The sequence below is a fragment of the Cohnella laeviribosi DSM 21336 genome, from assembly GCF_000378425.1.
Taxonomy (GTDB): Bacteria; Bacillota; Bacilli; order Paenibacillales; family Paenibacillaceae; genus Cohnella; species Cohnella laeviribosi.
This window is the reverse complement of sequence record NZ_KB899812.1, coordinates 71,753-92,873: the sequence shown is the minus strand read 5'-3', so window position 1 is coordinate 92,873 and position 21,121 is coordinate 71,753. Positions and strand designations below refer to the sequence as shown.

Sequence of the window (21,121 nt, the reverse complement as noted above, 5' to 3'; positions counted from 1 at the left end):
CATGGCCGAAAAAGTGGTTGCCGTCCGCAAAAACGGCGACGGCGACATTGTCGAGCTGAAGCTGTCTTCCGGGCAGGTCGTCGATTACAAGCAGGCCCAGCAGATGGCCAAGGACGGCCAGATCGAGCACGTCAACGTGTTCAAAGGCCGGGACGGCGACGAGCATTTGCGCTCGGACCCGGATGGACGCGAGGACAACAACCTGGACAACTTGCCGACGTTCTGAAGTCGGCGGCGATAAGCGGTTCGCCTTCCGCCTGGCGGGAGGAAGAACCGCTTTTTGCTGCTGTCCGGAGAGGATCGTGAAAGCGCCTTATGTTGTAAATACAAGTTATATGTTTTCATGAACGGAAATGGGCTCATTTTATTCTTTTAATAAAAACAATGCTTGAATAATAAGACCATACGAAGTAAACTTGAATTGCAATGATGTACGTACAAGTTACAAATTACAAGTTCAATCCAATTTCGTTCCAGGAGGTCGCACGATGCTGCAATTGAAACCGTATGTATTCTGGTTTGTCACCGGCAGCCAACATTTGTACGGTCCGGAGACCCTCGAGGAAGTAAGCGCCCATTCCAAGGAAATCGCGGAAAGTCTGAGCGCGGATGCGGCAATCCCCTTTCCGGTCGAGTTCAAGCCGGTGGTGACGACGCCCGAAGAGATCCGCCGCGTGTGCATGGCGGCCAACGCCGACGAGAACTGCGCGGGAATCGTGACGTGGATGCATACCTTTTCCCCGGCGAAGATGTGGATCGCGGGCCTGACCGAGCTGCGCAAGCCTCTTCTTCATCTGCATACGCAATATAATCGCGAAATACCGTGGGATTCGATCGACATGGACTTTATGAATACGAACCAGGCGGCTCACGGCGATCGTGAATACGGTTTCATCGGCGCGCGCCTCGGCATTCCGCGCAAAGTCGTGGTCGGCCACTGGCAAGATCAGGCGGTGCGGGCCCGCATCGGCGCTTGGACGCGCATCGCGGTCGCATTCAACGAGAGCCGCACGTTGAAGGTGGTCCGCTTCGGCGACAACATGCGCCAAGTGGCCGTCACCGAAGGCGACAAGGTTGAAGCGCAGATCAAGTTCGGCTGGTCGGTGAACACGCACGGCGTCGGCGATCTTGTTCAGCTTGTGAATGCCGTAACCGACGCGGAAGTCGCCGGGCTGTTGAGCGAGTACGAGGAGCGTTACGACATCGTGCCGGAAGGCCGCACGGCCGGGCCGGTCCGCGACGCGATCGCCTATCAGGCGAAGCTGGAAATCGCGATCAAGCGTTTTCTTGACGAAGGCGGGTTTACCGCGTTCACGACGACGTTCGAGGATCTGCACGGGTTGGAGCAGCTTCCGGGCCTTGCGGCTCAGCGCCTGATGGAGCAAGGCTACGGCTTTGCCGGCGAAGGCGACTGGAAGACGGCCGCGCTGACCCGGCTGCTGAAGGTCGCTTCCGGAAACGACCGTACGGTGTTTATGGAGGATTACACGTATCATCTGGAGCCCGACAACGAAATGGTGCTCGGTTCGCATATGCTTGAAGTGTGCCCGACGATCGCGGCGTCGAAGCCGCGCATCGAGGTGCACCCGCTCGGCATCGGCGGCAAGGCCGCACCGGCCCGCCTCGTCTTCAACGGCAAGGCGGGAGAGGCGATCAACGTCTCCCTTATCGATCTCGGCACGCGCTTCAGGATGATCGTAAGCGAGGTGGTCGGCGTCGAAGTCGGGAAGGACATGCCGAAGCTGCCGGTCGCGCGCGTCCTCTGGAAGGTTCTGCCTTCGTTGCAGGTCGGCGCGGAAGCGTGGATTCTCGCCGGCGGCGCGCATCACACGGTCTACTCCCAAGCGTTGACGACCGAGCAAATGCTGGACTTGGCCGATCTGTTCGGCATCGAAGCCGTCGTCATCGACAAAAACACGAACACGCGCCAGCTCCGCAACGAGCTGCAATGGGGCCACGTCGTCTGGAATCACCTGCGGTAAGCGAAGCCGCGCCGGTCGTTCCGGATGCGACCTGCTCCCGATCACCGGCCTGGGACTGTTCCCGGGCCGGTTTTTTAGCGCGACCGGCCATTAACGAACAAGCATTTCCAAACGCGCTGTCGGACTTGGGATGAGCCCTATTGGGCGGAGGTTTGGAGGATGCTCCCGCTCAAAAATCGCGTTGCATCCGGAAAGAGAGTCGGGAACGGCATGCCGGCAGAGGCCGAAGTTGCCCAAGATTACGCAGCGGCTGTTCGTTCGTTAAGAGAAACTCCGGCTATATAGCCGCCGTGGCTATATAGCAACTTCGGCAATTTATCGCAACCGTGACCATACAGCCACCGTAGCCGATGAGCAACCGCGGCCTATGCGTCTATATTGGAAATTTCCAATCAAATTCGCCGTTCAGGCGCCGAAAGCCGGTCTATGTTGGAATATATCCAATTTTCTGGTCCGCAGAAGCCGAATCCACAAGGTTCTCGGGCCTTTTCATTGGATCAAATCCAACATACGTTGCGGAAATGGACGAAAGGAACCCGTATCCTGCACAAAATCCAATATAGTCGCTCGGGGCTAGAGCTACATGGCGGCTAAGCACCGCGGATCGGAGGCATGTAGGGTACTGGACGGACTACATGGCGGGTTGGCGGGGGCGATGACGTTAAAGAGAGGTACTGGGCGGACTACTTGGCGTGCTGAACACTGCCGAACGTAACCCAATCGCCCGGGTAGGTCTTCTCCGAACGGAACTCCCGTCGCGAACGGGCTTCAACGCGCGGATTCCCCGTCTTTCCGTCTCAAGCCGGACGGCCAAAGGCGCATATCGTTGGACTTGCCGGAGTCTAGGAGCCGGATCACAGCCATGAAAATTGTCACAATATCGACAACAGGAAAAATTGGGAAGAAAGCGAATATTGACACAGTACAACCGGCACTTTTCGACAACAGTCAACGGGGGTCCTTTGTCATGAAGATTTCATTTGGCATCGTCAAAAAAATGGTACTCGGCATTACCGTCGTATCCGGAATTACGTATATGACGAGCGCATTTTTCCTGCTGGTGCTGAAAGACTGGTTCGACTTTCTTCCCAGTTGGTTGTTTGTCCTTCTCACATTGCTCGTAGGCGTGTTCTGGACCGGGCTTTTCGGTTTCTTCTTCTCCAAATGGCTGCTCAAGCCGCTGCTGTCGCTGACGGCGGCGGCGCGCGAAGCGGCGGAAGGGAATTTGCACGTGCACGTGGCGATCGGCCGGACGAACGATGAGCTGACGATGCTCAGCCGCTCGTTCGACCACATGCTGAAGCAACTGATTACGATCATCAACGGCATCCGCGACAATTCCGGCATAGCCGACCAGCATGCGGCGGATTTGCAGTCGGCGATCGGCGAGGCCGCCCGGCAAATCGAGCAGATTTCCGAGCAGGCGGAAACGATTACGGAAGGCACGCAGCGGCAGCATCAGTCAGCGGAGTCGATGCGGCTTTCCGTCGAGGAACTGTCGGAGGCGGCGAACGAGATCAACGGCCAAGCGGCGGAAGCGCGGGAGAGGACCCGCATCATGAACCGTTCCGTGGAGGAAAGCGAAAAAGTGTTCCGCTCGATGATCGACGGCATGCAGCAGCTTGCCGAGCAGAACCGCGGCGCGCTCGAAATCGTCAAAAAGCTCAACGAGCATGCCGACCAGATCGGTTCGATTTCGAACGTTGTCGGGGATTTTGCCGATCAGACCCACCTGCTTGCGCTTAACGCTTCCATCGAAGCGGCGCGCGCGGGCGAGGAAGGCAAAGGCTTTGTTGTCGTCGCCCAGGCGGTCAAGAAGCTGGCCGAGCAGAGCGGCAGCGCCGTCAAGGACATTCACCAGGTGATTACGCAGATTCAGGCGGAAATCGCCAATGCCGTCACGCATATCCAGCAGCAATCGCAGGTGGCGGAACGCGAATACAAGCAGGGTCAGGCTTCGGCCGAATCGCTCGCGACGGTTGCCCGGGAAGCGGAGCTTGTCAGCGAAATCGTGGAAACCATCGCCGCGCGGCTCGCCCGTCAGACCGAGAAGGTGGAGGGCGTGCTGAACGAAGCGCGCAATATCGCCCGGGAGGCGGAGGCGATTCGCTTGGGGGCGAAGGAAGTGTCGTCGGCTTCGCAGGAGCAGACGGCGGTGATGCAGGAGATTGCCGCATCGTCCGAGTCTTTGCGCGCCAAGTCGTCGGATTTGCAGACGAAAGTCGCGTTTTTCAAATAAGGCAGCAGCGGAGAGCTCCCTTTCGGGGGCTCTTTTTGCGTGAACGGCGACAAAATCGGCCTCAAAATATTTTGAAAATTCGGATGAAAACATCCGGTTGTTCCCGTATAATGAATGTAAGATACGTGTGATTTGTAAGAAATGTTGACAAAAAACTACCTCTTTCGCGTACGATGCCCAGCCATTTTCCTCAAAGGCGGTGACTCCCTGCATGACTATGTCCTCCCCCTTCGTTTCTTCCGAAATGTTGTATTTGTTTAATCGCGGCCAATTATTTCATGCATACCGCACGTTCGGCGCACATACGGTGGAATGCGGAGGAGAGACCGGCGTTCGCTTCGCGGTGTGGGCTCCCCGCGCGCGCGACGTTCGCGTGGCCGGCGCGTTCAACGGATGGAACGGGGCGAACCATCGGCTGGAGCCGGCGGGAACGACGGGCGTTTGGATCGGTTTTGTCCCCGGCATCGGGGAAGGCGAGATCTACAAGTACGAAATCGTAGACGCTTCCGGCAACCTTAAGCTCAAGGCCGATCCGTTCGCGTTTCACGCCGAGCTGCGCCCGGCGACCGCTTCCGTCGTCGCCCGTCTGGACGGGTACAAGTGGCAGGATCGGGAGTGGCTGGAAAGCAGGCGCAAGAGAGCGCCGTACGACAGGCCCATGCTTGTCTATGAAGTTCATCTGGGAAGCTGGCGGACCGACGGTCCCGGGTCGTTTCGGAGTTACGAACGGCTCGCCGAAGAATTGGTCGATTACGTCGCGGAGATGGGGTACACCCACATCGAGGTGCTGCCGCTGACGGAGCATCCGCTGGATCAGTCCTGGGGCTATCAGGCGACCGGGTATTTCGCGCCGACCAGCCGCTACGGGCCTCCGGAAGGGCTCAAGCTGCTTGTCGACCGCTGCCACCGGCGCGGCATCGGCGTGCTGCTCGACTGGGTGCCCGGCCACTTCTGCAAGGATGAACACGGGCTGCGGCTGTTCGACGGAACGCCCCAATTCGAGCCGGACGATTGGCGCCTTGCGGAGAAGCCGCTCTGGGGCACGCTCGCCTTCGATTTCGGCAAGCCGGAAGTGCAGAGCTTTCTCATTTCCAACGCGATCTACTGGCTGGAGGTTTATCATGTGGACGGCCTCCGGGTCGACGCCGTGGCCAGCATGATCGACCTTCATTTCGACAAGCCTGCGGAAATGCACACCTGCAACCGCAGAGGAGGAACCGAGCATCTGGAGGCGATCGAATTTTTGCGCAAGCTGAACGAAACGGTATTCCGCTATTTTCCGGATGCGTTGATGGTCGCCGAGGATTCCTCCGCGTGGCCCGGCGTTACCTCTCCGACTTATTTGGGCGGCCTCGGATTCAATTACAAATGGAATATGGGCTGGATGAACGATTCGCTGAAGTACATGCAAACCGACCCGTCCCGCCGTCCTTCCGTCCATTCGCTTTTGACTTTCTCTCTTCTGTACGCCTATTCCGAAAATTACGTGCTTCCGCTGTCGCACGACGAAGTCGTGCACGGCAAAGGTTCGCTGCTGGGCAAGATGCCCGGCACCTACGAAGAGAAATTCGCCAATCTTCGGCTGTATTACGGCTATTGGATGACGCATCCCGGCAAAAAGCTGCTGTTCATGGGCGGCGAATTCGGCCAGTTCGACGAATGGAAGGACGCCGCGGAACTGGACTGGCCGCTGCTGCGTTACCCGCTTCACGACGCCATGCGGCGGTATGTGCGGGATTTGAACGCTTTGTACGGAGCGGAGGCCGCGCTGTGGGAGCAAGATCATCATCCGGACGGCTTTCGCTGGATCGATGCGGACAATGCCGCCCAAGCCATGCTCACGTATGTCCGTTTCGCGCGGGACGAGCGGCGTCACCTCGTCTGCGTCTGCAATTTTTCCAAAACGTTTTATCCCGTTTACCGCATCGGCGTTCCCGGCGGGACGGCTTACCGCCCGATCATGAGCAGCGATTTCGCCGATTACGGCGGCTCCGGCTGCCGGATGCCCAGACAGGCGAAGGCGGAACGGAAGCCGCTGCACGGGCAGCCGTTCAGCATCGGGATCCCTGTTCCGCCGCTGACGTTTTTGCTGCTGGAACCGGAGCCGTATGCCGTCTTGTGACCCGCTGAAAGCACGGAATCTTCGCATAGAGAGGAGTCGTTCAACATGCGCCGCAACGAATGCATCGCCATGCTGCTCGCGGGAGGGGAAGGCCGAAGATTGGGCGTGTTGACCAAAGACCTGGCGAAACCGGCCGTCCATTTCGGAGGAAAATACCGGATCATCGACTTTACGCTCAGCAACTGCGTCAATTCGGGAATCGAAACGGTGGGCGTGCTCACCCAATACCAGCCGCTCGTGCTTAACCAATACCTGGGCATCGGCAGCCCGTGGGGACTCGACCGCCGGGACGGCGGCATGCATGTCCTCCCTCCCTATGTCCGCCAAAAGGGCGGCGTTTGGTACAAAGGAACGGCGAACGCCATCTATCAAAATATCGGATTTATCGAACGGTACGACCCCGAATACGTTCTGGTTATTTCCGGCGACCACATTTACAAGATGAATTACGAACGGCTCCTCCACGCGCACAAAAAAAACCGGGCGGACGCGACGATCGCCGTCATCTCCGTCCCCTGGGAGGATGCGGGCCGCTTCGGCATTCTGAGTGCCGACGAGGACGGGCGGATCGTCGAATTCGCGGAAAAGCCCAGCCAGCCGAAGAGCAACCTGGCTTCGATGGGCGTATATATGTTTTCCTGGCCGGCGCTGCGGGAGGCGCTCGTTCGCGACGAAGCCGACAGCCGCTCCTCCAACGATTTCGGCAAGGACGTCATTCCGAGGCTGCTGGCGGAAGGCTCGCGGTTATATGCGTACCGGTTCGGCGGGTATTGGAAAGATGTCGGGACGATCGAGAGCTTGTGGGAAGCGAACATGGATTTGCTGGAAGACGACCCGGGGCTGCATTTGGACGACAGGACGTGGCGGATTTATTCGGTGAATCCGAACCAGCCCGCCCACTACTTGTCGCCTCTCGCTTCCGTCCGAAACTCGCTCGTCAGCGAGGGGTGCGTCGTCGAAGGGCGGGTAAACCGGTCCGTGCTGTTTCACGGCGTAAAGACGGGGGAAGGGAGCCATGTGGAGGATTCGGTGATTATGCCCGGCGCGGTGATCGGGCCGGGAGCGAGGGTCATTCGCGCCATTGTCGGGGAACATGCGGTCGTCGCCGGCGAGTGCCGGGTCGGAAGTGCCGATTCCGGGCCGATCGCGGTCGTCGCAAGCGGCGAGCACATCGCTGCGGAAAATACGCTGGAGGAGGCGAATCCGTTATGAAGCTGCCGCTGATGGGCGTCATTAACCTGATCCACGAAACGGAGGAAATGGGCGCGCTGACCGCCGGCCGCTGTCTCGCCACGGTTCCGTTCGGGGGCCGCTACCGGCTGATCGATTTTGTCCTCTCCTCGATGGTGAATTCGGGCATTTCCAACGTATCGGTTTTTGCGCATACGAAATTCCGCTCGCTGATGGATCACCTGGGTTCGGGCAGCAACTGGGACTTGCACCGGAAGCAGCAAGGGCTGTTCGTGCTGCCCCCGGCGATAGAGGACCAAACCGACTTCGGCAAGGGAGACCTGTATCACTTCTGGCGCCACCGGGATTACTTCAAGCGCAGCGAACACGAATACGTCGTCATCGCCCGCAGCCATATCGTCTGCAACATCGATTTCGGGGCCGTGCTGGCGTTTCATCAGGCGCGCGGCGCGGATATTACCGTCGTATGCAAACGGTGGCCGGGCGCCCGGACCGGACTGGTCCGCAAAGCGCGGCTGGATGAAAGCGGCCGGATTACGGAGATGCAGGATCATTTCGGACGGCTGGCCAGCGAGGTGGTGTCGATGGAGATGTACGTGCTCGGCAAGGAACTGCTTGTCGACCTGGTTGAAACTTCGCTCGCGCAGGGCAAAGATCATTTCGTCCGCCACGCCGTATTGTCCCGTCTCGGGGAATTGAACGTCAGCGCGTATTTGCACGAAGGCTATCTCGGCGTCGTCAACAGCATACCGGCGTATTACCGCCACAGCATGGAGCTGCTCGACCAGCAAGTGTGGAAAGAGCTGTTTTTCGAACCGGGGTCCGTTTTGACCAAAGTGAAGGATGAGCCGCCGACCCGCTACCGAAGCCGCGCGGCCGTCGTGCAATCGCTGGTGGCCAACGGCTGCGAAATCGACGGGGAAGTCTACAACAGCATTCTGTTCCGCGGGGTAAAAATCCGCAAAGGCGCGGTCGTGCGCAACAGCATCGTCATGCAGAACGGCATCGTGGGCGAGGGCGGAATGCTCGAGAACTGCATTCTCGACAAGGAAGCGGAAATCCGGCCGCTGCAGCAGCTCAAAGGTTCGCCCGACATGCCCTTTCTGGCGGCGAAGCGGCACGTGATCTGAGGGACAAGGAGGGGTTCGATGAAGGTCTGGTTTGCGGCATCGGAAGCGGTGCCGCTTGTCAAGACGGGAGGGCTGGCCGATGTCGCCGGCGCGCTGCCGAAGGCGCTGGGGAAGCTGGGCGTGGACGTGACGGTGGTGCTGCCCAAATACGGCGCCATTCCGGAGGCGTTCACGAAGGACGCGGCGACGCTCGACACGTTCGAAGTCCAGCTCGGCTGGCGGCGGCAATATTGCGGCGTGCTGGAAACGCATGCCGACGGCGTGCGATATTTGCTGATCGACAACGAATCCTATTTCAAGCGGCATTATCTGTACGGGTACGGGGATCAAGAGGCGGAGCGGTTTGCGTTTTTCTGCCTTGCCGTCTGCGAAGCGCTCGTCCGGTCCAAGACGCCGCCCGACATCGTGCACTGTCACGACTGGCAGACCGGGCTCATTCCGATGCTGCTTCGCACCCGGTACGCGTACGATCCGGGGCTGAAGCCGGTCCGAACCGTATTCACCGTTCATAATTTGCAGTATCAGGGGGTGTTCTCCCGCGAGCTGCTCAAGGACCTGCTGTCGATCGGGGACGACTTGTTCGGCGAAGATGGGCTGGAATTTTACGGAGCGGGAAGCTGCATGAAGGCGGGGCTGCGCTACGCGGACAAGTTGACGACGGTCAGCCCCGCTTACGCGCAGGAAATCCAAACCGAGGCCTACGGAGAAAAGCTGGACGGCGTGCTGCGGCAGCGCGCCGGCGACCTGACGGGCATTCTGAACGGCATCGATACGGACAGCTACGATCCGCAGCGCGATCCGAACCTGGCGGTTCCGTACCGCCATTCGCTGGCCAAAAAGCGCAAAAACAAATCCGCGCTGCAGCGCGAATTCGGGCTGCCCGAGAGCGAGCGAACGCCCATGATCGGCATCGTGTCCCGGCTCGCCGGCCAGAAGGGCTTCGATCTGATCGGCGAGGCGCTGCCGGAGCTTCTGGCCGAGGATCTGCAGATGGTCGTGCTCGGGTCCGGCGACCCGCATTTCGAGGCGATGCTGCGCGACGCGAGCGGGCGGCATCCGGACAAGCTGTTTGTCTGGTTCGGTTTTAACGAGGGGCTGGCGCGCCGCATCTACGCGGCTTCGGACATGTTCCTCATGCCGTCCCGCTTCGAGCCGTGCGGGCTGAGCCAGTTGATCGCGATGCGCTATCTGGCCGTGCCGATCGTCAGGGAGACCGGCGGGCTGCGGGATACGGTCGAGCCCTACAACGAGTTTGACGGCACGGGCAACGGCTTCAGCTTCGGACCGGCCGCGTCCCGCGACATGGTGTTTACGGTCCGGAGGGCGCTGGCTTTTTACAAGGACGAAGCGGTCTGGGAACGAATCGTCAAAGCCGGCGCAAGCCGGGATTACAGTTGGAAGACGTCTGCCGACGCCTATCGGCGGATCTATCGCGAGCTTGCCCAATAAGGAAGGAGGATTTGCGCATGGCCCGGCATCTGGTGCTCGGAAACGGCAAATTTTTGGTGAATCTGGACAGGAACTGTTTTATTCGGGATATTTACTTTCCGTTCGTCGGGCAGCTCAACCATACCGGCGGGAACCCGTGCCGGTTCGGCATCTGGTGCGGCGGCAAGTTCGCCTGGCTGGACGATCCGTCCTGGCGCATCGAGCTCGGCTACATTGAGAACTCCCTGGTGACGAACGTCACCGCCCGCAATGAGGAGCTCGGCCTGGAGCTGTCCGTCAACGACGGCATCCACCAGCGGGAATGCATCTACCTCAAGCGGATCAACGTTCGCAACTTGACCGGCGAAGAGAAGGACGTAAGGTTGTTCTTCCACCAGGACCTGATGATCGACGACAGCGAAGTCGGGGATACGGCGGCGTTTTTCCCGGGCAACCGGACGGTCTTTCATTACAAACGATCCTCCTATTTCATGTTTAACGGCCGCTCTCCCGGCGGCGGCATCTTCCAGTTCTCGACCGGCATCAAGCGGTTCCATGCGGCGGAAGGCACCTGGCGGGACGCCGAAGACGGCGAGCTGATGGGCAACGCGATCGCGCAGGGCTCGGTGGACAGCACGATCAGCTTGCGCGCGGAGGTGCCGGGGGAAGGCGAGAGCACGTTCTACTACTGGATGTCGGTCGGCGCAGACCTCGAAGAAGTGAAGCGGCTGGATCAATACGTGTTGGAAAGCCATCCGGAAAAGCTGCTGAGCCGCATCGTCATCTACTGGAACCATTGGCTCGCCAAAGCGGACGCGCAGTTCGGGGATTTGCCCGATTCCGTCGTCCGGCTATACAAGCACAGCCTGCTGATCGTGCGGACGCAGATCGACGAGCGGGGCGCCATCGTTGCCGCGGCCGATACCGACATCCTGCAGTACAACCGGGACCACTACAGCTACATGTGGCCGCGGGACGGCGCCCTGATCGCCGACGCGTTGTCGCTTGCCGGCTATCACGGGACGATTGCGCCGTTTTTCGAATTTTGCAACCGCGCGCTGTCGCCGGAAGGATATCTGTATCACAAGTACAACCCGGACGGAACAGTCGGTTCCAGCTGGCATCCGTATGTCGTTCAGGGCAGCCCGCGGCTGCCGATTCAGGAGGACGAGACGGCGCTGGTGCTGTACGCGCTGTGGAAGGACTACGAGCGCCACGGGGAAATCGAGCTGCCGCAGGCGCTGTATCCGACGCTTGTCCGCAAGGCGGCTTCGTTCATGTGCGAATTCATCGAGCCGTCGCTCGGACTGCCGCTGCCCAGCTACGACCTGTGGGAGGAGCGCTTCGGCATCTGGACGTATACGGCGGCGTCGGTGTACGGCGGGTTGATGGCGGCGTCGTATTTCGCCGACCTGTTCGGCGATTATGAGCGGAGCGACCGCTACCGGAGCGCGGCGGAGCGCATGAAGGCGGGGCTGCTGGAGCACTTGTGGGACGAGGAATCCGGGCGGTTCGCGCGCGGCCTGGTGCAGCGGGACGGACATTGGGTCAAGGACATGACGCTGGAAAGCAGCCTGTTCGGCCTGTTCGAATTCGGCGTGCTGCCGGCGGACGACGATCGGGTGGCCGGCACGATGAAGGCGATCGAAGACGGACTGGCCGTACGGACCGAAACGGGAGGCATTGCCCGCTACACGAACGATTGCTACTTCAAGCAAAGCGACGATGTGCAAAGGGTTCCCGGCAATCCGTGGATCATCTGCACGCTGTGGGCGGCAAATTTTCAGATCGAGACGGCCAAGACGACGGAAGATCTGAAGAGGCCGAAAGCGACCCTCGAAAACGTGACGCGGCACACGTTGCAGGGCGGCAATCTGCCGGAGCAGCTTCACCCGCTCGACGGCAGTCCCTTGTCGGTGGCGCCGCTTACCTGGTCGCACGCGACCTACGTCAGCACCGTATGCAAGTATGTACGGAAAAGGGAGCAGCTTGCGGCTGCGGATCCGAAGCAGAGTCAGGAGCTTAAGGAAGACAGCGATTCCGGTTCTTGAAGCTTCTTGGCGCAACGGTATTCCAAACGGCCGCTTTGGAATGTTAGAATGAGTAAGACTATGGGATGGAAAATCGGGGATCACCATACGAATGAAGTTTTCGCATCTGGAGGTAGCCATGGAACTTTTGGAAGTTTTCAAAGCCTTGTCCAATGAAACGAGGCTGCAGATGCTGCAGTGGTTAAAGCACCCGGAAATTCATTTTCCGAAACCGCTTAACGGGGATATCCGCGAAGACGGGGTGTGCGTGAGCGATATTCACAAAAAAGTCGGATTGTCGCAATCCACCGTATCCCTTTACCTGTCCATGCTGCAAAACGCCGGATTAATAAAAGCAAAACGCATTGGGCAATTTACGTATTATAAAAGGGACGAGGAAAATATTAAAAAAATGACGGAACTGCTGGCCAGGGAATTGTAAATCCCGCTCGGGTCGGCCGCCGCTGCTTGATCCTTGCAGGAAACGCATTTTTGTTTTATGATTATATCGATATTTTTAGATATTTATTATTATAGATTCGGAGGGGACGCTGATGAACCGCTTTGAGCAGCATAGAGGGTATTCGCGCCTATTTAAACAAGACAACCTGACGCTCGGATTGTTCTTTCCGTTGGAATCGTACGAAGGCAGCGTTCCGGAGATGAACTTGGAAAAGCAAATGAAGCTGGCCAAAAGAGCCGAGGAGCTCGGTTTCGCCGCCTTGTTCGTCCGGGACGTTCCGCTGCACGACCCCTATTTCGGAGACGTGGGCCAAATTTACGATCCCTGGGTCTATTTGGGGTATCTGGCCGCCAACACCCGGGACATCGCGCTGGGCACCGCCAGCATCATTCTCACGTTGCGCCATCCGTTGCATGTGGCCAAAGCCGCCGCTTCCGTCGACCGCCTTTCCGGCGAACGGCTGATTCTCGGCGTGGCGACCGGGGACCGTCCGATCGAATTCCCCGCTTTCTCGGTCAACCCCGGCGAGCGCGGCGCTTTGTTCCAGGAAGCCGTTTCGGTTATGAAAACGGCGTGGAAGGAGAGCTTCCCGACGATTCAATCGCCGCGCGTCGATATGACGCAGGGGGATCTTCTGCCCAAACCGCGTCTGGCGGATATTCCCGTGCTGGTAACCGGCCACAGCCTGCAGTCCGAGGAATGGATTGCCGAACACGGCGACGGCTGGATGTATTATCCCCGAAATGTGAAATTCCAGGCGGAGCTGATTAAAAATTGGCGGTCGCACACCGATCAGTTTAAACCGTTCACCCAATCCCTGTATATCGATTTGACCGAGGATCCGAACCATCCGCCGGTTCCCATCCATTTGGGGTTCCGAATCGGGCGCAATCCGCTGCTTGATTTCATTCGCTTTTTGAAGCAAATCGGCGTCAACCACGTGATCATCAATCTGAAATACGGCCATCGTCCGGTGGAAGAAGTGATCGAAGAGCTGGGCGAAGAAGTCGTGCCGCATTTTCCCGCATTGACGGGCAAGCAACAGGAACATTCGTAAGCGGACGAACCCCGGCTGTCTCGCGGCCGGTTGGCTTCGCCAAAATCCGTTAAGGAGTGGCTGCTGTGAAAGTGCTGACGATCGTTTCGCATCCGAGAAGAAATTCCCTTACGTTTGCCGTTGCCGAACGCTTCGTTCAAGGCCTGACCGATGCCGGCCATGAAGCGGAAGTGGCGGACTTGTACGGGGAGGAGTTCGATCCGCTTGTCTTCGAAAAAGACGAGCCCGATTGGGACAACCCCCAAAAGCGCTATTCCGCGCGCGTTCACGCCGAGATGGAACGGCTGAAACGAAACGAAGGGCTGGCGTTTATCTTCCCGTTGTGGTGGTATTCCCTGCCGGCCATGGTCAAAGGCTATATCGACCGCACGTGGAACTATGGCTTCGCTTACGGCGGATCGAAGCTTCCGCACAAAAAAGTATTATGGATTCCGCTGGTCGGGGAGACGGAAGAAAGCTTGAAAAAACGGAATTTCGATACGATGATTTCCCATTATCTGAATGTCGGTCTGGCCGGGTATACGGGCATTTCCCAATCGGAAGTGGCGTTTCTGTACAACACGCTGGCCGAGGATATGGAGAGCGGGGAAGAGATCGGCAAGCATTACGACAATCTGCTGCAACGAGCGTATGCGTTGGGGCAACGCTACGGCGATTCCGTGGACGCGGGAATCGGTTCGGCGGGAAGGAGGAACTGACGCGATGGCTTACCGTGTTTATGCGATGGATTTTTCCTTTTACAACTCCATGGGCATTTACAGCTTTGAAGCGCGGTGCGAGATGCTGAAAGAGATCGGGTACGACGCCATGCATATGTCCGTCTGGCACGGAGAGCGGTGGCGGGATGCGGCGAAGCTTGCCGGCGTCAAGGAAAAATACGGGCTGGACGTCGCGGGCGTGTACGTCGTGCTGGATTTGTCTTTGGGCGAGGACCATCCGAAAAATCAAGGCATCCTGAAACTGCTGGAGACGATCGAGGGATGCTCGACGGTCGAACTGGCGATCCAGTCCGTAGGCGGCCGTCTGCGTCCGTCGGACCCGGCGGGCGACGACATCGCGGCGAAGTGGCTGGAAAAAGCGCTTAAGATTTGCGAGCGGCGGAACATCGACCTCCTGCTGTATACGCATCTGTCTTTCTGGATCGAACGCCACGAGGATGCGGTGCGGCTGTGCCGGCGGTTGAACCACCCCAATCTGGGCATCGTGTTCTGCGGCTACCACTGGTACGCCGTCGACGGAACCAACCTGACGGGCATTCTGGAGGCGGCTGCGCCGTACCTGAAGCAAGCGAACCTGTCCGGCAGCCGCCGGAATCCGCACGGATTCGGCAACGTGGCGACGATCGAGCCGCTGGACGAAGGCGAGCTGGATAACTTCGCTTTGCTTGGAGCGCTGAAAAAGATCGGTTTTGATGGAATGATCGGTTTTCAGGGCTGGAGCGAGGGGGGCGACGCCTACGCGAAGCTGAAACGGTCGCTCCAGGCTTTCCGCGACATGGAACGGCGCCTTGAGGCTCATCCGCATTGGGCGGAATTGAAATTGCTGCCGTAACCTGACCGCTCCGTCTCCGCCGGAGGACGCCGATTTTTTTTCGGTGGCATATTCGGGAGGGTTACGATATAATGTGACATTATACGTTTGCAGCTCAATGCGATTATGCGCGCCAACGCTGCAACGTTTCACAATTGAATACTTTGGGAACAGGTGCTTTGGACCCTTCGTCCAAGGCTTAAAAGGGAAGACCGGTGCAAATCCGGCGCGGTCCCGCCACTGTAACAGAGGAGCCGCAGCGCTTGGCCACTGACCGCAAGGTTGGGAAGGCTGCTGACAAGGCGTAGATTCTGGAGCCAGGAGACCTGCCTGTTCTAACAACACTGCTTTGACCTACGGGAGATAGGGAGGTGTTAAAGATGGCGTCCGTCTTATGCGAAACAAACAAGAGGGGCATCTTTATCCTGCTTATTTTAGGATAGGGATGCCTTTTTTATTTGCGGCCTGCTGCTATCACTTAAACCTTGCGAGGAGTGCTGAACATTGATCAAAAGCGGTAATTTGGGTTACCCCAGAATCGGAAAAAATCGCGAATGGAAAAAAGCGCTTGAAGCGTTCTGGTCCGGCAAGCTGGATGAAAAAAGCTTTCTCGAGCAGCTGGCGGAAATTCGGCTGGACGGCCTAAAGCGCCAGCGGGAGAAGGGCATCGACCGGATTCCGGTGGGCGACTTCACCTTGTACGATCATATGCTGGATACGGCCGTCATGTTCGGATTGGTTCCCAAACGGTTCGACTACAAAGGCGGCGCGGTTCCGCTTTCCGTCTATTACGCCATGGCCCGCGGCGACCGGGAGGCGACGGCGTGCGAAATGACGAAATGGTTCAACACGAACTACCATTATATTGTGCCGGAATTGGCGGATGCGGCGCCGGCGCTGACCGAGAATCGCCCGCTTTCCGCTTACCGGGAGGCCAAAGAGAAGCTCGGCATTGCCGGCAAGCCGGTGATGGTCGGCTTGTACACGTTTTTGAAGCTGTCCAAAGGCTATGAACCGGAGCAGCTCGGGGCATGGATCGACCGGCTGCTGCCGCTCTATGTCCAGGTGTTCAAGGAACTGGAAGCCGAAGGCGTGGAATGGGTGCAGGTTGACGAGCCGATTCTCGCCACTTCCTTGACGGCGGAGGACATGAAGCGCGTAAGCGCCGTTTACGAGGCGCTGGCCCAAGCGGCTCCGCGGTTGAAGGTCATGCTGCAAACGTATTTTGAAGCCGTCGATCACTACGAAGCCGTCATTTCCCTCCCCGTTCGGGGGATCGGACTTGATTTCGTTCACGGCTCGGAGCAAAACCTCCGCTCGTTGACTGCCTTCGGGTTCCCGGAAGATAAAGTGCTTGGCGCGGGCGTGATTGACGGGCGCAACATTTGGCGTGCCGATCTGGATGCCAAGCTGGAGCTTCTTGCGCAGTTGTCCGCGGTCGTTCCCTACGAGCGCATGATCGTCCAGCCGTCTTGCAGCCTGCTTCATGTTCCGGTTACCACGGAGCCGGAAAACAAGCTGGACCCGGTTCTGAAAGCGGCGCTGGCCTTTGCGGACGAGAAGCTGGACGAGCTTGCGCTGCTCGTCAAAGCCGTTAAGGAAGGCAAGGCTGCCGTCGCGGAAGAGCTTACGGCCAGCAGGGAGGCAAGAGAAGCGCTGCAGCAGTCGCCGCTTCGCAACCGTCCATCCGTTCAGGAAACGGTCGCCCGGCTCGACGCCCATCCTTCCCGAAGGGCGAGCAGCTTCGAGACCCGGCGGAAGGTTCAACAGCAGAGATGGCAGCTGCCGCTGCTGCCGACGACGACGATCGGCAGCTTCCCGCAAACGCCGGAAGTCCGGCAAGCCCGGCTGAAATGGAGAAAAGGCGAGTGGAGCAACGAGCAGTACGAAACGTTTATCCGGGAACAAATCAAAACGTGGATCGAGCTGCAAGAGGAGCTCGGACTCGACGTATTCGTTCACGGGGAATTCGAGCGGACGGACATGGTGGAATTTTTCGGGGAGAAGCTGGACGGATTTGCGTTTACGTCGAACGGATGGGTGCAGTCGTACGGCTCGCGCTGCGTGAAGCCGCCGGTCATCTACGGCGATGTCGCGTTCGTCAAGCCGATGACGGTTGCGGAAACGGTGTATGCCCAATCCCTTGCGAACAAGCCGGTCAAAGGGATGCTGACGGGCCCGATTACGATTTTGAACTGGTCGTTCGTCCGCGACGATATGCCGCGCGAGCAGGTGGCGTATCAAATCGCGCTTGCGCTGCGCAGCGAAGTCGAGGCGCTGGAAGCGGCGGGCATCGGTATGATCCAGGTAGACGAGCCTGCGCTCCGGGAAGGGCTGCCGCTCAAACGCGACAAATGGGCGGATTATTTGGATTGGGCGGTCCGGGCTTTCCGCCTGTCTACCTCCACCGTGAAGGACGAGACCCAGATCCATACGCATATGTGCTACAGCGAGTTTCACGATATTATCGACGCCATCCGCGCGCTGGATGCGGACGTCATTTCGATCGAGACCTCGCGCAGTCACGGCGAGCTGATCGAAAGCTTTGAAAACAACACGTACGACAAGGGAATCGGGCTCGGGGTATACGATATTCACAGCCCGAGGGTGCCGTCCGTCGAGGAAATGGTCGCCATGATCGATCGGGCGCTAAGGGTTCTCGATCCGGCGCTGTTCTGGATCAATCCCGACTGCGGGTTGAAAACGCGCAAGCAGGAGGAGACGGTCGCTTCGCTGCGGAATATGGTCGAGGCAACCAAGATTGCCCGGGAAAAATATGCTGTGAAGTGCTGAGGTTCATAAGAAAAAGCCGGGTCATCCTGACGGATGCCCGGCTTTTTTCGGGGAACGAGTTTTTAGTTGCCGGTGAAGCGGGCAATCTCCTGCTTCTGGCCGTTGATGACGAGTTGAAACACGTCGGGCCGGCTATAGTGGCCCGTCACATCAAAGTCGAAGCGGCTTTGCGTGACTTGGGACAGGTCAAGCTCGGCTGTCAGGATGCCTTCCCGGTTGTAGAGCGGCTCCGCCACATAGTCTCCAAGCGGGCCGACGATGGCGCTGCCGCCTCTGCAAAGAATGTCGGGATCGGACCGAATGTCCTCGTAGCAGGCCAAGTCGCCGGGATACGAATCTTTCGTCACAAACTGGTTGCAGGACACGACAAAGCAGCGGCCTTCGCAGGCAATGTGCCGCAACGTGGCCTGCCAGGTGTCGCGCGCATCCGCGGTCGGCGTAATCAAGATGTCAATGCCTTGCGCATACATGGCCATGCGGGCAAGCGGCATATAATTTTCCCAGCAGATCAGACCGCCGATCCGGCCGAAAGGGGTATCGATCACCGTAAGCGTGCTGCCGTCCCCTTGTCCCCACAAGAGCCGTTCAGCCCCTGTCGGCACCAGCTTTCGATGTTTTCCCAATACGCTTCCGTCCGGCCCGATATACACGATGGAATTGTATAACGTGCCGGTGCTGAATTCCCGATCCCGCTCCACAACGCCTACAACCAGATAAACGCCGGTCTCTCGGGCCAGCTCGCCCAGCTCGTCCGTTTCGGCGCCCGGCACCTCGATCGCGCTGTTCCAGTAGCGTTCCCAGTCTTGTCTGCCGGCCGAATCCCGGCTGCCGACGCGCGTGCCGAAATACAAGCCCCGCGGGTAGCCCGGCAGGAACACTTCCGGAAATACGACGAGATGGGCGCCTTGCCCGGCCGCTTCCTTCGTTTTGCTTCTGATTTTGTCCATCGCGGACCGCTTGTCGAACAGAATCGGCGCCGCTTGCACGACGGCGGCACGAATTCGGCGCTGTTTCATTCCATCATCCCCTTTAGCGCAGATTGGTTCCGGTAATAATGGGCAAGCTCCACGATCATCGCGCCCATCCGTTCGATGTCCGGCGCCAGCACCCGGCTGACGCCTTCTTCCCGCAAAGCCTCGGCCGTGACTTTTCCGACCGCCGCCGCGAGCACCCGCCGGTTCAGGCTTTCCGTAATTTGCCGGTCCAGGCCGTTCTGTTTGGCAAATTGATAAAAATAACGAACCTGCACCGCTGACGTGAAGCAGACGGCATCGACGGACGCGTCCGCAATTTCCTGGCACAACCGGCGCGACACCTGAGCGTCCGGCGGAACATGCTTGTACGGCAATATCGCCCGGACTGCGGCCCCTTTTTGTTCGAAAAAGCCGGCCAAGGACGGCATGGGCTCGCCATGCAATTGAACGGTTACCCCTTGACCTTCGAAATCGTAAGCTTCAAGCTTCCGGATCAGTCCTTGCGTCGTCCCGTCGTCGTCGGCGACAATCGGCTCGATGCCAAGCTGCTTGAGTTTCGCCAAGGTTTTATAGCCTCTTGCCCCGACTTTGGACTGCTTCACAATGTCGAGGAGCGGCGATCGGACACCGATCCGTTCCGCCTGATCCAGCAGGGTTTCCAGTCCGGTTCCCGTCGTGAAAATGAACCAATCGGTCCCGCTTTCCAGCACTTGAAGCAGATCGCGCTTCACTTCGTCTTCTGCCAGCACCAGGGTCCCTTGCTGCGGACGGACGACGGGAACGCCGCCTTGTCTCTCGATAATTTCGCTCATTTCGCTTATTTTGCGGGACCCCGCAATGACAATCCGTTTTCCCTCCAGCGCTTTGGCCATCCCGGGTACTCCTCCCAGCCCTTGATCTTACGCATGATTCGCGCTTCCGTTATGCGTTCCCGGCGCTTCGGAACCGTTCCAAGCCAACGCGGCGCCAATAGCTGCCGAAGTCCTCGCCTTGTTCCCGCTCATGGGCGAACGCTTCCAGCACAGGGCGAACCGCTCCGATTCGGCCAGGGCGAGTCCGCATGTGGGGAGCGCGACGCACGCCATCGTATTTTGCCGGACCGTAGACAGCTCCTGCGGAAGCGGCACGCCCGCGGAGCGCAGCCGCTCTTCGACCGCCGGGCGAAGCTCGTCCGGGATGCCGCTCAGGATCACGTTTTGCTGCGCGGTGAAGCGAACGGTCGGCCGAAGCTCAAGCACAAGGTCGCGAAGAACCGATTTCAGTTGCATGTTCTCGGTATCCTTAATGCGGCCATATGGAATAAACAGGCCCAGGAAACTCGTTCCGTCGCGCTCGCGATGCCAACCGAGATGGTCGTGCCCGTTATGCCATTGCAGCGTTCGCGGCGGCTCCAATTTCCGTCCGAGTCTGGCCTCGACCTCTTGCCGGAACCAGTCCAGTCCTCGCTGGTCGATTAAATATTTCATGCGGGCGAACCGGCGGTTCGAGCGGTCTCCGAAGTCCCGTTCGATGGTCACGATGGCCACGCAGGTGTCGAGGATCGTATCGACGACATCCTTCCTGGACACATAGCAGAGCGGGCTCGCCAGCCTCGGGTAGGTCGACTGATCGACCGCCGTCCGGCCCATGCCGCCGCCTGCCAGCACGGTGTAGCCCGCGACGCGGCCGTCCTCGATATGCGCCACAAGGCCGATGTCGTTGTCGTAGACATCGAGGCAGTTGTCGCCTTCCGGTACGATCGCAACCTTGAACGGATGCGGGCGCGGATCATCATGGAGTAATGCTTCTCTTTGCCTTCCTTCACCAGCTTGGACCGCAAGTCCCGATCGTCCTGTTGGTACACGCCGTGGAACTTCAGCACCTGGATGTCCTCTTCCGAGAACATCGGCTTGCCATCCTGAAGGGCTTCCTTGATGGTGCCCCGCAGGTAGCGGCTTTGCCGCTTAATCGCTTCGATCTTCGATTCTTTTTCCTTGCCCTGAATGGTCAAGAACGATCCCTCCCCGCAGAATTCCGATTTGTTGACTATGATAAAAGAAAGAAGTCAAAAACAAACCATCCAATTCGAGGCGAAAAACACCATCCATGTTCAACGAATCGACAGACATTTGTCATGGCTTCGAGGAAAAACGCGCCTTCCGCTTTCGAAAATGGTGTATGATAAAAGGCGCAGATGATGGTT

16 protein-coding genes, 1 pseudogene and 1 riboswitch are annotated in these 21,121 nt (G+C 58.7%); of the genes and pseudogenes, 13 read left to right on the top strand and 4 right to left on the bottom strand.

The annotated features are described in order from the left end of the window. Position 1: 1 nt before the first annotated feature. The 13 genes from F560_RS0104970 (at position 2) to metE (ending at position 17,965) form a co-directional block, all read left to right on the top strand. Complete coding sequence (locus tag F560_RS0104970; protein ID WP_019004615.1) at positions 2 to 226, top strand: DUF3892 domain-containing protein; 225 nt, start codon at positions 2 to 4, stop codon at positions 224 to 226. Positions 227 to 488: 262 nt separating this feature from the next. After that, positions 489 to 1,982, top strand: a complete 1,494-nt coding sequence (gene araA, locus F560_RS0104965; RefSeq protein ID WP_019004614.1) for an L-arabinose isomerase — start codon at positions 489 to 491, stop codon at positions 1,980 to 1,982. A gap of 967 nt (positions 1,983 to 2,949) precedes the next feature. After that, the gene (locus F560_RS0104960) at positions 2,950 to 4,221 is read left to right on the top strand and encodes a methyl-accepting chemotaxis protein (RefSeq protein WP_019004613.1); all 1,272 of its coding nucleotides are present in this window, start codon (positions 2,950 to 2,952) and stop codon (positions 4,219 to 4,221) included. A 217-nt stretch (positions 4,222 to 4,438) separates the two neighbouring features. Further along, positions 4,439 to 6,343 (top strand): 1,4-alpha-glucan branching protein GlgB, encoded by a 1,905-nt coding sequence (gene glgB / locus F560_RS0104955; RefSeq protein ID WP_019004612.1) that lies wholly within the window; start codon positions 4,439 to 4,441, stop codon positions 6,341 to 6,343. 45 nt (positions 6,344 to 6,388) lie between these two features. After that, positions 6,389 to 7,555: a glucose-1-phosphate adenylyltransferase gene (locus tag F560_RS0104950; protein ID WP_019004611.1), complete on the top strand. Its 1,167-nt coding sequence runs from the start codon at positions 6,389 to 6,391 to the stop codon at positions 7,553 to 7,555. Beyond that, on the top strand, positions 7,552 to 8,664 hold the full coding sequence (glgD, locus tag F560_RS0104945) for a glucose-1-phosphate adenylyltransferase subunit GlgD (protein ID WP_019004610.1): 1,113 nt from the start codon (positions 7,552 to 7,554) through the stop codon (positions 8,662 to 8,664). The genes F560_RS0104950 and glgD overlap by 4 nt, the downstream gene beginning before the upstream one ends. Before the next feature lie 18 nt (positions 8,665 to 8,682). After that, positions 8,683 to 10,113 (top strand): glycogen synthase GlgA, encoded by a 1,431-nt coding sequence (gene glgA, locus F560_RS0104940; protein ID WP_019004609.1) that lies wholly within the window; start codon positions 8,683 to 8,685, stop codon positions 10,111 to 10,113. Positions 10,114 to 10,130: 17 nt separating this feature from the next. After that, on the top strand, positions 10,131 to 12,143 hold the full coding sequence (locus tag F560_RS0104935; protein WP_019004608.1) for a glycoside hydrolase family 15 protein: 2,013 nt from the start codon (positions 10,131 to 10,133) through the stop codon (positions 12,141 to 12,143). 118 nt (positions 12,144 to 12,261) lie between these two features. Then, positions 12,262 to 12,564 (top strand): ArsR/SmtB family transcription factor, encoded by a 303-nt coding sequence (locus tag F560_RS0104930; protein WP_026298099.1) that lies wholly within the window; start codon positions 12,262 to 12,264, stop codon positions 12,562 to 12,564. A 112-nt stretch (positions 12,565 to 12,676) separates the two neighbouring features. Next, the gene (locus F560_RS0104925; RefSeq protein WP_019004606.1) at positions 12,677 to 13,642 is read left to right on the top strand and encodes an LLM class oxidoreductase; all 966 of its coding nucleotides are present in this window, start codon (positions 12,677 to 12,679) and stop codon (positions 13,640 to 13,642) included. A gap of 65 nt (positions 13,643 to 13,707) precedes the next feature. Next, positions 13,708 to 14,340 carry an NAD(P)H oxidoreductase gene (locus tag F560_RS0104920; RefSeq protein ID WP_019004605.1) on the top strand — a complete coding sequence of 211 codons (633 nt, stop codon included), beginning with the start codon at positions 13,708 to 13,710 and terminating at the stop codon, positions 14,338 to 14,340. Positions 14,341 to 14,344: 4 nt separating this feature from the next. Next, positions 14,345 to 15,193, top strand: a complete 849-nt coding sequence (locus F560_RS0104915) for a sugar phosphate isomerase/epimerase family protein (protein WP_019004604.1) — start codon at positions 14,345 to 14,347, stop codon at positions 15,191 to 15,193. 134 nt (positions 15,194 to 15,327) lie between these two features. Beyond that, positions 15,328 to 15,520: riboswitch (cobalamin riboswitch) on the top strand. A gap of 156 nt (positions 15,521 to 15,676) precedes the next feature. Continuing rightward, positions 15,677 to 17,965: a 5-methyltetrahydropteroyltriglutamate--homocysteine S-methyltransferase gene (gene metE, locus F560_RS0104910; protein ID WP_019004603.1), complete on the top strand. Its 2,289-nt coding sequence runs from the start codon at positions 15,677 to 15,679 to the stop codon at positions 17,963 to 17,965. 62 nt (positions 17,966 to 18,027) lie between these two features. On the opposite strand, the gene F560_RS0104905 is transcribed toward metE, so the two are convergent. The 4 genes and pseudogenes from F560_RS0104905 to F560_RS26410 form a co-directional block, all read right to left on the bottom strand. Further along, positions 18,028 to 18,981 (bottom strand): carbon-nitrogen hydrolase family protein, encoded by a 954-nt coding sequence (locus F560_RS0104905; protein WP_019004602.1) that lies wholly within the window; start codon positions 18,979 to 18,981, stop codon positions 18,028 to 18,030. Next, entirely contained in the window at positions 18,978 to 19,811 is an 834-nt protein-coding gene (locus F560_RS0104900; RefSeq protein ID WP_019004601.1) for a uroporphyrinogen-III synthase, read from the bottom strand. The genes F560_RS0104905 and F560_RS0104900 overlap by 4 nt, the downstream gene beginning before the upstream one ends. 27 nt (positions 19,812 to 19,838) lie before the next feature. Then, on the bottom strand, positions 19,839 to 20,333 hold the full coding sequence (locus F560_RS26415; protein ID WP_281167163.1) for an assimilatory sulfite reductase (NADPH) hemoprotein subunit: 495 nt from the start codon (positions 20,331 to 20,333) through the stop codon (positions 19,839 to 19,841). Positions 20,334 to 20,345: 12 nt separating this feature from the next. After that, a pseudogene (locus F560_RS26410) lies at positions 20,346 to 20,705 on the bottom strand (NADPH-dependent assimilatory sulfite reductase hemoprotein subunit); the annotation flags it as partial. Positions 20,706 to 21,121: the final 416 nt, after the last annotated feature.

Bases quoted from the DNA above. Each gene is read 5' to 3' on its own strand.
- F560_RS0104970 (WP_019004615.1), top strand. From the start codon at position 2: ATGGCCGAAAAAGTGGTTGCCGTCCGCAAAAACGGCGACGGCGACATT.
- araA (WP_019004614.1), top strand. From the start codon at position 489: ATGCTGCAATTGAAACCGTATGTATTCTGGTTTGTCACCGGCAGCCAA.
- F560_RS0104960 (WP_019004613.1), top strand. From the start codon at position 2,950: ATGAAGATTTCATTTGGCATCGTCAAAAAAATGGTACTCGGCATTACC.
- glgB (WP_019004612.1), top strand. From the start codon at position 4,439: ATGTCCTCCCCCTTCGTTTCTTCCGAAATGTTGTATTTGTTTAATCGC.
- F560_RS0104950 (WP_019004611.1), top strand. From the start codon at position 6,389: ATGCGCCGCAACGAATGCATCGCCATGCTGCTCGCGGGAGGGGAAGGC.
- glgD (WP_019004610.1), top strand. From the start codon at position 7,552: ATGAAGCTGCCGCTGATGGGCGTCATTAACCTGATCCACGAAACGGAG.
- glgA (WP_019004609.1), top strand. From the start codon at position 8,683: ATGAAGGTCTGGTTTGCGGCATCGGAAGCGGTGCCGCTTGTCAAGACG.
- F560_RS0104935 (WP_019004608.1), top strand. From the start codon at position 10,131: ATGGCCCGGCATCTGGTGCTCGGAAACGGCAAATTTTTGGTGAATCTG.
- F560_RS0104930 (WP_026298099.1), top strand. From the start codon at position 12,262: ATGGAACTTTTGGAAGTTTTCAAAGCCTTGTCCAATGAAACGAGGCTG.
- F560_RS0104925 (WP_019004606.1), top strand. From the start codon at position 12,677: ATGAACCGCTTTGAGCAGCATAGAGGGTATTCGCGCCTATTTAAACAA.
- F560_RS0104915 (WP_019004604.1), top strand. From the start codon at position 14,345: ATGGCTTACCGTGTTTATGCGATGGATTTTTCCTTTTACAACTCCATG.
- F560_RS0104905 (WP_019004602.1), bottom strand. From the start codon at position 18,981: ATGAAACAGCGCCGAATTCGTGCCGCCGTCGTGCAAGCGGCGCCGATT.
- F560_RS0104900 (WP_019004601.1), bottom strand. From the start codon at position 19,811: ATGGCCAAAGCGCTGGAGGGAAAACGGATTGTCATTGCGGGGTCCCGC.